Here is a 16,715-nt window from a genome sequence, read left to right as displayed (position 1 = left end):
AAATGAAACGTATTGGTGTATTAACAAGTGGTGGAGATTCACCTGGTATGAATGCTGCCATTCGTGCAGTTGTTCGTAAAGCGATTTTCCATGATATTGAAGTATATGGTATTTACCATGGATACGCTGGATTAATTTCTGGTCACATTGAAAAATTAGAACTAGGTTCTGTTGGCGATATTATCCACCGTGGTGGTACGAAATTATATACAGCAAGATGTCCTGAGTTTAAAGACCCAGAAGTACGACTAAAAGGTATCGAGCAATTAAAGAAACACGGTATCGAAGGACTTGTTGTTATTGGTGGAGATGGTTCTTACCAAGGCGCTAAAAAATTAACTGAACAAGGATTCCCATGTGTTGGTGTACCAGGTACAATCGACAATGATATCCCTGGAACAGACTTCACAATTGGTTTTGATACAGCTTTAAATACTGTTATTGATGCAATTGATAAAATCCGTGACACAGCTACATCTCATGAACGTACATATGTTATCGAAGTAATGGGACGTCACGCTGGTGATATCGCATTATGGGCTGGTTTAGCTGATGGTGCAGAAACAATCTTAATTCCAGAAGAAGAGTATGACATGGAAGATGTTATTGCTCGTCTGAAGCGTGGTAGTGAACGTGGTAAAAAACACAGTATTATCGTTGTAGCTGAAGGTGTTGGAAGTGCAATTGACATCGGTAAGCACATTGAAGAAGCAACAAACTTTGATACTCGCGTAACTGTATTAGGTCACGTACAACGTGGTGGATCACCAAGTGCACAAGACCGTGTATTAGCAAGTCGTCTTGGTGCAAGAGCAGTTGAATTATTAATTGCTGGTAAAGGTGGACGTTGTGTAGGTATTCAAGATAACAAACTTGTTGATCATGATATTATCGAAGCGTTAGCTCAAAAGCATACAATCGATAAAGATATGTATCAATTATCTAAAGAATTATCCATCTAATCGGCTTAATGTCGGATATTTGGGAACGGTTTCATAATTTTCGGAGGTGCAATATGCGTAAAACTAAAATTGTATGTACTATAGGTCCTGCTAGTGAAAGTATTGAGAAATTAGAACAATTAATCGAAGCTGGTATGAACGTTGCTCGTTTAAACTTCTCTCATGGTAGCCATGAAGAGCACGGCGCTCGTATTAAAAACATTCGTGAAGCTTCAAAGAAAACTGGTAAAACAGTTGGTATCTTACTTGATACAAAAGGTCCAGAAATCCGTACTCACGACTTCGTAGACGGACAAGCTGAGCTTGTAACAGGTGCAGAAGTAGTTCTTTCTACTGAGCAAGTATTAGGTACTGCAGAGAAGTTCTCTGTATCTTATGCTGGTCTTTATGACGATGTAGACCCAGGTTCTCGTATTCTAATCGATGACGGTCTTATCGAACTAGAAGTAATCGAAAAAGCTGACGGAAACATCCGTACAAAAGTTCTTAACAGTGGAACTGTAAAAAATAAAAAAGGTGTTAACGTACCAAACGTAAGCATTAAGCTTCCTGGTATCACTGAAAAAGACGTAAAAGATATCATCTTCGGTATCGAGCAAAAAGTTGATTTCATCGCAGCTTCATTCGTTCGTAAAGCATCTGACGTATTAGAAATCCGCGAATTATTAGAAGAGCATAACGCTCAATACATCCAAATCGTACCAAAAATCGAAAACCAAGAAGGTATCGATAATATCGATTCAATCTTAGAAGTTTCTGACGGTTTAATGGTAGCTCGTGGTGACATGGGTGTAGAAATTCCACCAGAAGAAGTACCATTAGTACAAAAACGTCTAATCAAAAAATGTAATGTGTTAGGTAAACCAGTTATTACTGCGACACAAATGTTAGATTCTATGCAACGTAACCCACGTCCAACTCGTGCGGAAGCAAGTGACGTAGCTAACGCGATCTTCGATGGTACAGATGCAATCATGCTTTCAGGTGAAACAGCTGCTGGACAATACCCAGTAGAAGCAGTAACGATGATGGCTAACATTGCAGTACGTGTTGAAAAATCATTACAATATGAAGATATGTTCAAAAAACGTATTAAAGAGTTCACTCCAACAATTACAGATGCAATTAGCCAATCTGTTGCGCATACAGCACTTGCTCTTGATGTAGCTGCAATCGTAGCTCCAACAGAAAGTGGATATACTGCGAAAATGATCTCTAAATATCGTCCAAAATCTCCAATCGTTGCTGTAACATCTGACGAGCAAGTAGGACGTCGTCTTGCACTTGTTTGGGGTGTACAAGCATTTATGGCTGGGAAGCGCGCAGCTTCTACTGACGAAATGTTAGATACAGCAATTCAAACAGGTATGGATGCAGGTCTAATCGGACTTGGAGACACTGTTGTAATCACTGCTGGTGTTCCGGTTGCTGAAACTGGTACAACAAACTTAATGAAAATCCACGTTGTTGGTGAAGAAGTTGCTAAAGGACAAGGAATCGGACGTAAAGCTGCAAAAGGTAAAGTAGTTGTAGCAAAAACAGCTGCTGAAGCTGTAGCGAACGTAAACGAAGGTGATATCCTTGTTACAACAAGTACTGATAAAGATATGATTCCTGCAATCGAAAAAGCTGCTGCTCTAGTTGTAGAAGAAGGCGGTCTAACAAGCCATGCTGCTGTTGTAGGCGTATCAATCGGTATTCCTGTTATCGTTGGTGTAAACGGCGTAACAGCAACTTTAAAAAATGGCCAAGAAGTAACAGTTGATGCAGCGCGCGGAATTGTTTATAATGGACATGCGGAAGTGCTATAAGTAATACGAAGAGAAGGATCGGAGTCCTTCTCTTTTTTTTACACAAAATTAAGTTATAACTAGCTTGAAACGCCTGAAATTGCTTTTAAAAGCTGTTTACTATGAGTTTGATACGGAAATGTATTAGGTTTTTACATGGTGTGTACGGGCGTTGTGAAGGTGTTTAAAATGATGATATATGGGAGGAGTGTAGAACTGTGAAATGGTTACTATTCTTGTTTATTTTAATACCGGCGATTGAGATTACAGTCTTAATTGGATCAAGTCATGTAATAGGTTTATGGTCTACGTTCGCTATGATTGTATTTACGGGTGTTGTAGGTGTCTATTTAGCGAAAAGGCAAGGGTTTAAAGTGCTTGGAGAGATTCAATCTAAGCTGAATAGAGGAGAAATGCCAGGAGGGGCAGTGTTAGATGGTATTTTTATCTTTGTAGGAGGCATTCTTTTAGTGCTTCCTGGATATGTAACGGATATAATGGGTTTTATCTTTGTTATTCCTGTGACGAGGGCTTTGTTGAAACCGTTTGTTATGAAGTGGATGGAATGGAAGTTTAGAAAGAACTCTACTATTATTGTGCAGAAATAGTACTTAGATCATAGCGATCTAAGTACTATTTTTTTGCTTGCAAAAGGGTGAGAGGTTGGTCAAAGTTCTGTTAATTAAAGTTTTACTTTATTATATGTACTGTGTATTTATGTGATTTAAGGGTTTAGTGGCTCGTACTGAGTGTGTTGTAGGAAGATCTTTCTGAACTAAAGCTTATTTTTGAGTGTAAAATGAATCAATTGGTATGGAAAAAGTTAGATAAGGGTAGGGAATTGTTAGTTTAAGTCTTATTCTGTGTTACTTTGTATATTTATTCATTTACATAAAAAGTAATAAATGTAAGTAATAATTATAAAATAAATAGAATAAATATGTAAAAATACCTCGAGATATGTGTTTTTATGCAAAAAAACAAGAGTATTATCCTTTTTTTGGTAAATCCTCTTGTTGTATGTAATGAGTGTGAAAAATAAGTACAAGGAATAATCAGTGAGAATGTCCCACTGATTACATGTAAGTTTTTTGTTGTATATGAATTAGAAACTATTATTTTGAAGGTGAGCCTTTAATATATTTCCACAAATCATGGAAGACACGAGCTTTGTGCAATGTATTAAGTAGTACTAAGATGACTGGACCGATGATTAATCCTAAAAAGCCAAAGAGCTTAAAGCCGACAAATAGAGCGATCAGTGTTGCTAATGGATCGAGGCCGATATTAGATGAAAGTACTTTAGGCTCCATAATTTGTCTTTGGACAATCACGACGATGTATAAAATGAGAAGACCGATGGCGAAAGCGGTGTCGCCAGTGAAAAATACGTATATAACCCAAGGAACGAAGACAGCTCCTGTTCCTAAATACGGAAGTAAATCTACAACTCCTGTAATAATCGCGATAGTAATGGCGTATGGCACGCGTAATATTAAAAGTCCGATTAGTACAATAACAGTTGTCATAGATACGAGTGTAAGTTGCGCTTTAACAAAACCAAATAAAGCTTTTCTTAAATCGACAAAAATAGTCTTTCCGTAGCCGTGAACACGGTTGGGTAAAAATTTTCTTACTTTCTGAGCAAGACGGTGCCAATCGTAACTAATGAAGAAAGTGGCTAATAAAATGAATACAAGGACAGTCAAAGTTGTTGGTAATGCGCTGATGAAATTTGTTAAACCACTTATAATAGCTGATAAAAGTTCTTTCATTTGCGTCGTTGCTTCGGTTCCTAAGTTTTGAATGTTTTGTGTAATCGTATAGCGCTGTGGTTCCCCAAGATGATTAAATTTAGAGATTAAATCATCGTAGAGAGGCATAATATGATTAAGTGCAAACTGCTGAGCGAAGGTAACGATATCTGGAAACTTTACTGTAACGAGTTGTAGTAAGTATGTTGTGGCAGATATTGCTTCCGTTACAAGGTATGTAACGAGTCCAACGATAGCTCCGAATACGAGAATTAAGCTAACGAGTACTGCGAGTGCGCGAGGAAATTGTAGTTTTTGATTAAGGAAATTGACGACAGGATTAATCAAATAAGCAAATGCGAAAGCGATAATAAAAGGGTAGATAAGTCCTGACATATATAGTAATGCATAGACCCCCACTACTGTCGCTACAATGACAAATATGAGTCGCAATATCATATATAGTAAGTTTCGATTCAAAGATGTATACCTCCCATTCCAATTTGGATTATCCTAATTCGTTCAACTTATAACGAGTGTGACGCACTGATTAAAGTTTCACTTTACCCCGCTATTTGCGGGCAAGTAAATCTCATACCCGAAGTGTGGCTGGATCAAAGGAGTTAGATGGAGATAAACTGCTCGTAAAAGCCCGATTGGTTCAACTAATAATCAGTGGAAAATGCCCCACTGATTAAAGTTTCACTTTATGTTATAGTGGAATGATGGATTTTCCTGCTTTTTCAGTACGTGAGTGACTGTGAAAGCTTGGTGTTGATGTTTCTACTATATGGTAAAAACTTCATTTTCTCTTCTTTTTATTTTACCTGTTTCTTATTAGAAAAGAAAGAAGAGACGACCGTTTTCAAACATGTATACATGCTTTAATTTTTTTGGGTGAAAGTATCGGTTTTGTATTTTAAAATACATAAAAAACGGAAGGTGTTATTGATAAATAGGCATCCGTATATCATGTATAACGATAGGTTTAAAGGTATTTTTGTTTGGAAATGAGTTCATTATTTTCAGAAAGGAAGTGCAGACATGATTAGTCAGTCAACGTTATTTTTATTCATACTACTTATTATAGGACTTATTGCGAAAAATCAATCGCTTATTGTAGCTATTGGTGTGCTATTTTTATTGAAATTTACGTTTCTAGGAGATAAAGTCTTTCCTTATCTACAAACGAAAGGGATTAACCTCGGTGTTACGGTTATTACAATAGCGGTACTCGTACCGATTGCAACGGGGGAAATAGGTTTTAAACAACTTGGAGAAGCAGCGAAGTCGTATTATGCATGGATTGCTTTAGCTTCAGGGGTAGCGGTTGCTTTGTTAGCAAAAGGCGGCGTGCAATTATTGACGACGGATCCTCATATTACAACTGCGCTCGTTTTCGGGACAATTATAGCGGTTGCTTTATTTAATGGGGTTGCTGTAGGGCCATTAATTGGGGCTGGAATTGCCTATGCAGTTATGAGTATTATACAGATGTTTAAATAAGGAATTTTATAGTAATATAAAAATTTTGAATTCTTTCTGTTCACAAAAGTCAGATAATTGTTTATAATAGGATTAGAAACTTTGAAAAGTTACATAACAGCAGAGACTTTACACCAGATAAAATAAAAACAACATAAAACAATTTTATAATGATATTGTTTTATGTTGTTTTTATCATAAAACTCTTCGGAATTAATTTTCCTCACTAACTTGTTGTTTTGAGCGTGAGGATTCGGGGAGACATTCACGCTCATGCTTTCCATGTAGACAATGGACAATAAGAGGGGAACATCGCAACAAATTTGCATGATCGTGCATTTTGCTTGCCTAAAGAGTGAACGGGCGTTCATAATTCAAAAGGGGAGCAAATAGATATAAGGAGCAAGGTTGGGAGAATTTTCAGGAAAAGGAGAGAATGTCATGACTGTTATTCGAGGTTTAGAAGGGGTAGTAGCAACAACATCATCTGTGAGCTCTATTATTGATGATACATTAACTTATGTTGGGTATAATATTGATGATTTAGCTGAGAATGCTACGTTTGAAGAAGTAGTGTACTTATTATGGCACCGCAAGCTTCCTAATGAAAAAGAACTAGCGGAATTTAATGAAATTGTATCTGAATACTATAAAGTTCCAGGTGAGATTTTAACATATTTGAAACAAGTAGATTTAAAAATCGCACATCCGATGTCTGTTTTACGAACTGCAATTTCCATGCTATCATTATACGATGAGAGCGCTGAAATTATGGATGAAAAGTCCAATTATTTGAAAGCGGTTAAATTGCAGGCACAAGTGGGAACTTTAGTTGCTGCTTACGCGAGGATTCGTAAAGGTTTAGATCTTGTTGAGCCTAGAAACGATTTATCATTAGCTGCAAACTTCTTGTACATGTTAAATGATCGCGAGCCAAATGAAGTTGAAATTGAAGCTTTTGATAAGGCGCTCGTACTTCATGCAGATCATGAGTTAAACGCTTCTACATTTACTGCACGCGTTTGTGTAGCTACACTTTCAGATGTATATTCTGGTATTACAGCAGCAATCGGTGCGTTAAAAGGCCCTCTTCACGGCGGGGCAAATGAAAATGTAATGAAGATGTTAACTGAAATTGGCGAAGAAGAAAATGTAGAATCATATATTCATAATGCTCTTCAAAATAAAGTGAAAATTATGGGCTTTGGCCACCGTGTATATGAGCAGGGTGATCCGCGTGCAAAACATTTACGCGAAATGTCTAAGAGATTATGCGTGCTTTTAGGAGAAGAGAAATGGTATAATATGTCTATCAAAATTGAAGACATTGTAACAAAAGAAAAAGGTCTTCCACCAAATGTTGATTTCTATTCAGCTTCTGTATACCATTGTTTAGGAATTGACCATGACTTATTTACACCTATTTTTGCAATTAGCCGTATGTCAGGCTGGTTAGCTCATATTCTAGAACAATATGAAAACAACCGTTTAATCCGTCCGCGTGCTGATTATAATGGACCAACACATCAAGTGTATGTTCCAATTGCACAACGATAAGCGAATAACACTATTTTGATAGTGAAAATACGCTTTCAAAAGTCTGATTTTTTCGGAAAGATGTAATGATTAGAATATTTTAATTTGACTAACGGTTTGAACTGAGGGGTTATTCCCTCAGTTTCATACATATGAAATTTCAAACATGGGGGTTATCACATTGACGACAGGTGAAAAAATTACTGTAACTAATGGTGTTATGAATGTACCAAACAATCCGATTATTCCATTTATCGAAGGAGATGGAATTGGTCCTGATATTTGGGCAGCTGCATCTCGTGTACTAGAAGCAGCAGTTGAAAAAGCTTATGATGGTGAGAAGAAAATCGTTTGGAAAGAAGTGCTTGCAGGGGAAAAAGCATTCAACCAAACAGGTGAGTGGTTACCAGAAGAAACTTTAAATTTAATCCGTGAATATTTAATCGCGATTAAAGGTCCACTTACAACTCCAGTTGGCGGTGGTATTCGTTCTCTAAACGTAGCACTTCGTCAAGAATTAGATTTATATGTATGTCTACGTCCAGTTCGTTATTTTGAAGGTGTTCCTTCACCTGTAAAACGTCCGGAAGATACTGATATGGTTATTTTCCGTGAAAATACAGAAGACATTTATGCTGGAATTGAATATGCACAAGGATCTCCAGAAGCAGAAAAAGTTCTTGCTTTCTTAAAAGAAGCAATGGGTGTTAATAAAATCCGCTTCCCAGAAACATCTGGTATTGGTATTAAACCAATCTCAGAAGAAGGGACAAAGCGTCTTGTTCGTGCTGCAATTCAATATGCAATTAACGAAAAACGCTCTTCTGTTACATTAGTTCATAAAGGAAACATTATGAAATTTACAGAAGGTGCTTTCAAAAACTGGGGTTACGAAGTAGCGGAACAAGAATTCGGCGACAAAGTATTTACTTGGGCTGAATATGATCGCATCGTTGAGAAAGATGGTAAAGATGCAGCGAATAAAGCGATGGCAGACGCTGAAGTGGCTGGAAAAATCATCGTAAAAGATTCTATTGCAGACATCTTCTTACAACAAATTTTAACTCGTCCACGTGAGTTCGATGTTGTTGCAACAATGAACTTAAACGGAGACTACATCTCTGATGCACTTGCTGCACAAGTAGGTGGAATCGGTATTGCACCTGGTGCAAATATTAACTATGTGACTGGACATGCTATCTTTGAAGCTACGCACGGTACAGCTCCGAAATATGCAGGTTTAGATAAAGTAAACCCATCTTCGGTTCTTCTTTCTGGTGTATTATTATTAGAGCACTTAGGATGGAACGAAGCTGCGAAATTAGTAACTGCTTCAGTTGAGAAAACAATTGCTTCAAAAGTAGTAACTTATGATTTCGCACGCTTAATGGAAGGTGCAACAGAAGTGAAATGTTCTGAGTTCGCTAATGAACTTATTAAAAACATGGATGTAGCGATAATCAAAAACGCATAATTAAAGCGGGGGGTAAATTATGACAATCAAACGCAAGAAAGTTTCAGTCATCGGTGCAGGATTTACAGGAGCAACAACAGCATTCTTGTTAGCACAAAAAGAACTTGCAGATGTTGTATTAGTGGACATTCCACAACTGGAAAATCCAACAAAAGGGAAAGCGTTAGATATGTTAGAAGCGAGCCCAGTACAAGGTTTTGATGCTAACATTATTGGAACATCTGATTACGAAGATACTGCTGATTCTGACGTTGTCGTTATTACAGCAGGTATTGCACGTAAGCCTGGTATGAGCCGTGATGATCTAGTAGCAACAAACTCTAAAATTATGAAAAGTATTACGCGCGACATTGCAAAACATTCACCAAATGCGATTATTGTTGTATTAACAAATCCAGTTGATGCAATGACATATTCTGTATTTAAAGAAGCGGGATTCCCGAAAGAGCGTGTTATTGGTCAATCGGGCGTATTAGATACAGCTCGTTTCCGTACATTTATCGCGCAAGAATTAAATCTTTCTGTGAAAGACATTACAGGATTTGTTCTTGGAGGACACGGTGACGATATGGTACCTCTTGTACGTTATTCTTACGCAGGTGGCATTCCGTTAGAAACGTTAATTCCGAAAGAGCGTTTAGAAGCAATCGTAGAACGTACCCGTAAAGGTGGCGGCGAGATTGTAGGCTTATTAGGAAACGGTAGTGCATATTACGCACCAGCTGCTTCTTTGGTTGAAATGACAGAAGCAATCTTGAAAGATCAACGCCGTGTATTACCGGCTATTGCGTACCTTGAAGGTGAATATGGTTATAGTGACCTTTACTTAGGAGTACCAGTAATTCTAGGTGGTAACGGAATTGAAAAAATTATTGAATTAGAACTTCTTGCAGATGAAAAAGAAGCGTTAGATCGCTCTGTAGAATCTGTACGTAATGTTATGAAGGTTCTTGTTTAATAATTAAATATAAGCGGAAAAAGATTCGGGGCCCCGAATCTTTTTCTACTATTTATTGAAATGTTTTTTTGAAATAATATGAAAACGCTATCATTTGTAATATCCTATAATGAAACTATAGATTTATACTATACATTGCCCTCATCATAGTAAATGTCGGATCAAGTATCGCTTTTAGTAGGATAATAAGGTGAAAAAATCGGAGGGGGTTGTAACATGTTAAAGAAAAAAGTTCAAATTGGTCGTAAAATGGATGAAATTACAGTAGGAGAGAAATTATCTATCACTGAAAAAATTGAGGATAAAGATTTGTTATTGTACTTAGGGTTAACGAATGATGCCAATCCATTATATATTCAGCATGATTACGCATCCCAAACTCCGTATGAAAAGCCGATTGTACCAAGCATTATGCTAACTGGAATGATTACAACGGCAGTTACGAAATATTTACCAGGTCCAGGGAGTCATATTACGAGAAAGGACCTTACATTCGTGAAGCATGTTCACCATTATGAAACGTTACAAATCCACTTTGAAGTTGTGGCTGTTTCTGAGGAGGAACATACAATTGATATGCTTGTATCTGCTCATGATGAAAAAGGAGAAACAGTTGTAAAGGGTTCATTAACAGTAACGCCGCCTTTCAAATCAGTTTCTATTATGGAAAAAGCATTAGATAATTTTTAAAACATGAAAATATGAATAGCGCTAGCATACCTTTTTTTATAAGGGGGCTAGCGCTATTTTTAGTTGAAGAATCCTTCGGCGAACCCTTCAGCGAAATCTGAACACCCTGTTTTAATTGTATCCCAGCTTGGTACGTTAAAAGTAAGGAAACATGTTACTAACAAAGTTAAAATAGGTAGTAATATTCGCATAATAGCTCCTTTTTCATGTTTATTTATATATTAAAATTAATAATATATTGGTTGGTAATTAAAGTCAATTAAAGGGGTGGTTTTTTAAGATGAAGTGGAAGAGAGAAGACGTTATCTTTGAAACGATAAGAGAAGCTGAAGTATGGGCGGACGGGGTTGCGAATGAAATGTATGGAAGACTATTTGATGGATATGAAACACTAGACTATAAAATAGCGTATGCTCTTTCTTTTTTTCTAGCGCAAAATCGAGAATTCAATATTCATACGGAAGTAGAATGGAATGAAAATATAGATGTGTATAAAGTATGGATAACAACACGTTAATGGAAGTGAATGAGTAATAACAATGGCACAATCTGAATCCATGAATAGACAATTATATTGAGAGGGACCTTGTTTTCTAGTATGATGAGAATAACGGGGAAAATACTAGGATGAAGAAGGTTTCAAGTCTATAACTTGGAGGAAAAGAATGAACAATCGTATTTTAGTAGTTGATGATGAGGAGTTTATCTTAACTTTAATCGAATTTAATTTACAACAAGCTGGTTTTGAAGTAATAACAGCGATGGATGGTGAGATGGCGCTTCAAAAAGCGACAACAGAACGTCCGGATTTAATTATATTAGATTTAATGCTTCCAAAAATGGATGGTATGGAAGTGTGTAAAGAATTACGATTGCAGCGTATTATGACGCCGATTTTAATGTTAACAGCAAAAGATGATGAGTTTGATAAGGTGTTAGGTCTTGAACTTGGGGCAGATGATTATATGACGAAGCCATTTAGCCCAAGGGAAGTTGTTGCGCGTGTGAAGGCAATTTTACGCCGTACAAAATTACAACAAGAAGAGCAAGTTGCAGAAACGTCAGATGAAGAGAGTATCATGATTGCTGAACTTAAAATTTTACCAGAGTTTTATGAGGCTTATTTCCAAGGAAGAAAGCTTGAATTAACACCAAAAGAATTTGAATTACTTGTTTATCTTGCGAAAAATAAAAGTCGCGTGTTGACACGTGATCAATTATTAAGTGCTGTATGGAATTATGATTTTGCTGGTGATACACGAATTGTTGACGTTCATATTAGCCATTTGCGCGATAAAATTGAACAAAATACGAAAAAACCGACGTACATTAAAACGATACGTGGTTTAGGATATAAATTAGAGGAGCCAAAAGGGGATGAATAAATTTCGTTCCAGGCTTCTTTTTACATTTGTTTCTCTTATTGTGTTTATTTTAGTCGGACTCGGTTTATTGCTAGAAACCGTGTTTGAAAACTACTATATAGACCATGCCAAAGAGAGAATGGTAAAAGAGACAGAGTATATTGCGGTATTAGCAGAAGAACAAGGTTTTGATGATGTTTTAAAAAATCCATATGTATTTGAAAAATTAGAAGAAAAAATACAGGCTTCTATTGTATTTGTAGATGAGAAAAAGAAAGTTCAATATAGCGGGGGAGAACAGTCTGCGTTTAGCCAAGGAATAATTAAAGAACTTTCCTCTGAAACAACAAAGCAAAGAAATAAAGTCATTACGAAAGAAACAGATCAGAATAACGAATTTTACCATGCGGTATTCGTTCAAGATGTAGCAGGGAAACAAGGATACATTTTGGTGAAAAGTACAATTGAGCCATTGAAAGCTGTTCATCAAAAAACGTGGGGATTATTAATTATCGGATTTGTTATCGCTTGTCTTGTCGTTGTATTTTTAGGTATGAAAATTACAGGGCAATATATTAGACCGATTGAATCCGTTACGAAAGTTGCTATCGAATTAGCGAAGGGCAATTATAAAGCGCGCGCTTATGAAAGTCATTCAGATGAAACGGGAATGTTAAGTAAAGCGATTAATATTTTAGCCCGTAATTTACAAGAGATGACACTTGAGCAAGAAATGCAACAAGATCGTCTGCATACGTTAATTGAAAATATGGGAAGTGGAATGATTTTAATTGATAGCCGCGGTTATATAAACCTTGTAAACCGTTCGTATAAGGAGACCTTCCATGTAACAGATGAAGAATATTTAGATCGATTATATTATGAGTCGTTTCATCACCCGGAAATTATAGAGCTTGTAGAAGAAATCTTTATGACAGAAGTGAAAGTGCGTAAACAAATGTTATTGCCACTTGGAATTGAGCGAAAGCATTTCGAGGTATATGGAGCACCGATTATCGGGACGAACCATGAATGGAAAGGGATTGTCCTTGTATTCCATGACATTACTGAGCTGAAAAAGTTAGAACAAATGAGAAAAGACTTTTTAGCGAATGTTTCTCATGAACTAAAAACGCCGATTACTTCTATTAAAGGTTTTTCAGAAACACTCTTAGACGGTGCTATGAATAATAAAAAATTCTGCGAACATTTCTTGCACATTATTTTAAAAGAAAGTGAACGTATGCAAGGATTAATTGAAGATTTATTAGATTTATCAAAGATTGAGCAACAAGGATTTAAATTAAGTATGGGGACCGTGGATATGAAGGGACTTCTTGAGGACATTCATATGGTGCTTGATAATAAAGCAGGAGAAAAAGAAATCTCTTTACAAGTAAATACGATAAAACGTGTCTCTGTCATTGGAGATCCAAGTCGTTTGCAGCAAATCTTTATTAATTTAATGAATAACGCAATCGTATATACGCCGGCTGGAGGCGTTGTTTCTGTAGAATTAGCAGAAGATAAATATAATGCTTATATAAAAGTATCGGATACGGGAATTGGTATTAGTAAAGATGAAATTCCGCGTATTTTTGAACGCTTTTACCGAGTGGATAAAGCGAGAAGTAGAAATACTGGTGGTACAGGCCTTGGATTATCAATTGTAAAGCATTTAGTAGAGGCACATCACGGTACAATTACAGTGGATAGTGAAGTTGGGGAAGGGACAACATTTACAGTTGTTTTACCAAAATCAGCAACTGAAAAATAGGATGAAGGATGTTTACAATATATTAACAATGGCTTAATTAAATATTAATAAAGCTCTGTTAATATAATACATGAAAACCCCTTCATCCAAGGAGTAATTTTGGACGAGAATAGTTATGCTGTTCTCGTCACTTCCCTTTATGCCAATATAAGTCTGTTTATATATGAAAGAAAAATAACCGTTATTTTTCTTCTCTCTATTAGTCATGTTAATATAGAGAGAGGAAAGGAACGGTTTTTTTCTGTGAAAAAAATCATTTCAAATTTGTATGGGGAGGTTTCTGATTTGGAAAAAAAGGTCGTATTAGTAGATGGTAATAATATCGCGTATCGTGCTTTCTTTGCACTACCGCTTTTAAATAACGACAAAGGTATACATACGAACGCAATTTACGGTTTTACAATGATGTTAATGAGAATATTAGAGGAAGAAAAACCGACGCATATGTTAGTAGCATTTGATGCGGGTAAAACGACATTCCGTCATAAAACATATAGTGAGTACAAAGGAGGACGTCAAAAGACTCCACCTGAATTATCAGAACAATTCCCGTTTATTCGTGAGATGCTTGATGCATTCAACGTACCGCGTTATGAATTAGAAAATTATGAAGCGGATGACATTATGGGAACGCTAGCGAAAGAAGCGAGTGAACAAGGAGCAAGTGTAAAAGTTATTTCAGGAGATAAAGATTTACTGCAACTTGTTTCTGATAACACGCTTGTATGTATTCCTCGAAAAGGGATTACGGAAGTAGATGAATATACGAAAGAAGCTTTATTTGAGAAATACAGCTTATCACCAAAGCAAATTATCGATATGAAAGGTTTAATGGGAGACCAATCAGATAATATTCCAGGTGTACCAGGAGTTGGTGAAAAAACTGCGATTAAATTGTTAACACAGTTTGGAACGGTTGAAGAAGTGTATGAAAATCTAGATCAAGTAAGCGGGAAGAAATTAAAGGAGAAACTGGAAGCGAATAAGGACCAAGCTCTTATGAGTAAAGATCTTGCTACTATTATTATAGATGCGCCGATTACTGTGCATGTAGATGATATGGAATATAAAGGGTATGAACCGAGCGATGTCATTCCAATGTTCGAGAATTTAGGATTTACATCTCTTTTAAATAAATTAGGTGTTACGCCAGAAGAAACGGCTCCAGCTGAATTAGATGATATTACATTTGATATTGTGGAAGAAGTTACAGAAGAAATGCTTCAGCAAGATAGTGCGCTTATTGTTGAAGTACAAGAAGATAACTATCATAAAGCGGACATTCAAGGTTTTGGTATTCAAAATGAAAATGGCTGTTACTTTATTCAGAAGGACATTGCATTTGCATCGGATGCTTTCAAAGCGTGGCTTGCAAATGGAGAAATGAGAAAGTATACATTTGATGCGAAGCGTGCAATTGTTGCACTGAAATGGAACGGGATAGATATACAAGGGATTGACTTTGATCTATTAATCGCTGCTTATTTACTTGACCCGGCTGACACAGATAAAGATTTCCGTACTGTAGCGAAAATGAAAGAAACGCATGCTGTAAAATCGGATGAAGAAGTTTACGGAAAAGGCGCGAAGCGTGCTGTTCCAGAGCTAGAAGTAGTAGCAGAGCATGTAGCTCGTAAAGTGCATGTATTATATGATGTAAAGCAAACATTCATTGAAGAGTTAGAAAAGAATGAGCAATATGACCTGTTTACAGAGTTAGAATTACCACTTGCGCGTGTATTAGCTGATATGGAAGTAAAAGGTGTAAAAGTTGATACGGAACGTCTTCGTAGTATGGGAGAAGAACTTGCAGGTAGATTAAAGGAAATGGAACAGGAAATTTATAAGCTTGCGGGAACAGAATTTAATATTAATTCACCGAAGCAGCTTGGTGTTATTCTGTTTGAGAACTTAAACTTACCAGTTATTAAAAAGACGAAAACAGGTTATTCTACGTCAGCTGATGTACTAGACAAGCTTATGGATCACCATGAAATCATTCCAAATATTTTACATTATCGTCAATTAGGGAAACTAAATTCAACTTATATTGAAGGTTTATTAAAAGTTGTACATGAAGACTCATCTAAAATCCATACTCGTTTCAATCAAGTATTAACGCAAACAGGTCGATTAAGTTCGACGGATCCGAACTTGCAAAATATCCCGATTCGATTAGAAGAAGGAAGAAAGATTCGTCAGGCATTCGTTCCATCAGAAGAAGGATGGATTATGTACGCGGCAGATTATTCGCAAATTGAACTTCGCGTATTAGCTCATATTGCAAATGATAAAGGGTTAGTGGAAGCGTTCCAACATGACATGGATATTCATACGAAAACAGCTATGGATGTATTTGGCGTTAAAAAAGATGAAGTAAATTCGAATATGAGACGACAAGCGAAAGCTGTTAACTTCGGAATTGTGTATGGTATTAGTGATTATGGTCTTTCACAAAACTTAGGAATTACAAGAAAAGCAGCAGCGGAATTTATTGAAAAGTATTTAGAAAGTTTCCCTGGTGTACAAGAATACATGAATGACATCGTAAAAGATGCGAAGCAAAAAGGATATGTGGCTACATTATTAAATCGCCGCCGTTACATTCCGGAAATTACGAGTCGTAATTTCAATTTACGTAGCTTTGCTGAGCGTACAGCTATGAATACACCAATTCAAGGTACGGCAGCAGATATTATTAAAAAAGCGATGATTATTATGGCAGATCGTTTAGAAGAAGAAGGATTACAAGCGCGTCTTCTTCTGCAAGTACACGATGAATTGATATTTGAAGCACCAAAAGAAGAAATTGAAAAATTAGAGAAGCTTGTACCAGAAGTGATGGAGCATGCAATTGAACTTGCAGTTCCGCTGAAAGTTGATTATTCTTACGGTCCAACTTGGTACGACGCAAAATAAGGAAGT

The 16,715-nt window shown here is 36.5% G+C and carries 14 protein-coding genes; 12 read left to right on the top strand and 2 right to left on the bottom strand.

All coding sequences use genetic code 11. The annotated features are described in order from the left end of the window. The first annotated feature begins 2 nt into the window (after positions 1-2). The 3 genes from pfkA (at position 3) to ATN06_RS23375 (ending at position 3,360) form a co-directional block, all read left to right on the top strand. Positions 3-962, top strand: coding sequence for a 6-phosphofructokinase (gene pfkA, locus ATN06_RS23385; protein ID WP_000821163.1), 960 nt, complete (start codon positions 3-5; stop codon positions 960-962). Positions 963-1,015: 53 nt separating this feature from the next. Continuing rightward, positions 1,016-2,773 carry a pyruvate kinase gene (pyk, locus tag ATN06_RS23380; RefSeq protein ID WP_060632499.1) on the top strand — a complete coding sequence of 586 codons (1,758 nt, stop codon included), beginning with the start codon at positions 1,016-1,018 and terminating at the stop codon, positions 2,771-2,773. A 197-nt stretch (positions 2,774-2,970) separates the two neighbouring features. After that, on the top strand, positions 2,971-3,360 hold the full coding sequence (locus ATN06_RS23375; protein WP_060632498.1) for an FxsA family protein: 390 nt from the start codon (positions 2,971-2,973) through the stop codon (positions 3,358-3,360). Between the two features lie 507 nt (positions 3,361-3,867). On the opposite strand, the gene ytvI is transcribed toward ATN06_RS23375, so the two are convergent. Next, positions 3,868-4,986: a sporulation integral membrane protein YtvI gene (ytvI, locus tag ATN06_RS23370; protein WP_060632497.1), complete on the bottom strand. Its 1,119-nt coding sequence runs from the start codon at positions 4,984-4,986 to the stop codon at positions 3,868-3,870. Positions 4,987-5,550: 564 nt separating this feature from the next. Here ytvI and ATN06_RS23365 point away from each other — a divergent pair. The 5 genes from ATN06_RS23365 to ATN06_RS23340 all read left to right on the top strand — a co-directional run bounded on the left by ATN06_RS23365 (position 5,551) and on the right by ATN06_RS23340 (position 10,649). Further along, positions 5,551-6,012, top strand: a complete 462-nt coding sequence (locus tag ATN06_RS23365; protein ID WP_060632496.1) for a DUF441 domain-containing protein — start codon at positions 5,551-5,553, stop codon at positions 6,010-6,012. Between the two features lie 387 nt (positions 6,013-6,399). Beyond that, the gene (gene citZ / locus ATN06_RS23355) at positions 6,400-7,548 is read left to right on the top strand and encodes a citrate synthase (RefSeq protein ID WP_140350526.1); all 1,149 of its coding nucleotides are present in this window, start codon (positions 6,400-6,402) and stop codon (positions 7,546-7,548) included. A 160-nt stretch (positions 7,549-7,708) separates the two neighbouring features. Continuing rightward, positions 7,709-9,001 carry an NADP-dependent isocitrate dehydrogenase gene (gene icd / locus ATN06_RS23350; protein WP_000206898.1) on the top strand — a complete coding sequence of 431 codons (1,293 nt, stop codon included), beginning with the start codon at positions 7,709-7,711 and terminating at the stop codon, positions 8,999-9,001. Positions 9,002-9,020: 19 nt separating this feature from the next. Further along, the gene (mdh, locus tag ATN06_RS23345) at positions 9,021-9,959 is read left to right on the top strand and encodes a malate dehydrogenase (protein WP_000153242.1); all 939 of its coding nucleotides are present in this window, start codon (positions 9,021-9,023) and stop codon (positions 9,957-9,959) included. Between the two features lie 216 nt (positions 9,960-10,175). Beyond that, complete coding sequence (locus tag ATN06_RS23340; RefSeq protein WP_000914180.1) at positions 10,176-10,649, top strand: MaoC family dehydratase; 474 nt, start codon at positions 10,176-10,178, stop codon at positions 10,647-10,649. A 59-nt stretch (positions 10,650-10,708) separates the two neighbouring features. Here ATN06_RS23340 and ATN06_RS29630 read toward each other — a convergent pair whose 3' ends face one another. Next, positions 10,709-10,840: a hypothetical protein gene (locus tag ATN06_RS29630; protein ID WP_088116251.1), complete on the bottom strand. Its 132-nt coding sequence runs from the start codon at positions 10,838-10,840 to the stop codon at positions 10,709-10,711. Positions 10,841-10,929: 89 nt separating this feature from the next. On the opposite strand from ATN06_RS29630, the gene ATN06_RS23335 reads away from it, so the two are divergent. The 4 genes from ATN06_RS23335 to polA all read left to right on the top strand — a co-directional run bounded on the left by ATN06_RS23335 (position 10,930) and on the right by polA (position 16,709). Further along, on the top strand, positions 10,930-11,166 hold the full coding sequence (locus ATN06_RS23335; protein ID WP_000871419.1) for a hypothetical protein: 237 nt from the start codon (positions 10,930-10,932) through the stop codon (positions 11,164-11,166). Between the two features lie 148 nt (positions 11,167-11,314). Further along, on the top strand, positions 11,315-12,034 hold the full coding sequence (phoP, locus tag ATN06_RS23330; protein WP_060632494.1) for a two-component system response regulator PhoP: 720 nt from the start codon (positions 11,315-11,317) through the stop codon (positions 12,032-12,034). Then, complete coding sequence (phoR, locus tag ATN06_RS23325; protein WP_060632493.1) at positions 12,027-13,790, top strand: sensory box histidine kinase PhoR; 1,764 nt, start codon at positions 12,027-12,029, stop codon at positions 13,788-13,790. The genes phoP and phoR overlap by 8 nt, the downstream gene beginning before the upstream one ends. A gap of 285 nt (positions 13,791-14,075) precedes the next feature. Further along, on the top strand, positions 14,076-16,709 hold the full coding sequence (gene polA / locus ATN06_RS23320; RefSeq protein WP_060632492.1) for a DNA polymerase I: 2,634 nt from the start codon (positions 14,076-14,078) through the stop codon (positions 16,707-16,709). The last annotated feature ends 6 nt before the right edge of the window (positions 16,710-16,715 follow it).

Source organism: Bacillus thuringiensis (assembly GCF_001455345.1).
Classification (GTDB): Bacteria; Bacillota; Bacilli; order Bacillales; family Bacillaceae_G; genus Bacillus_A; species Bacillus_A thuringiensis_N.
The sequence above is the reverse complement of the archived record's forward strand: the minus strand, read 5'-3'. Positions and strand labels throughout refer to the sequence as shown.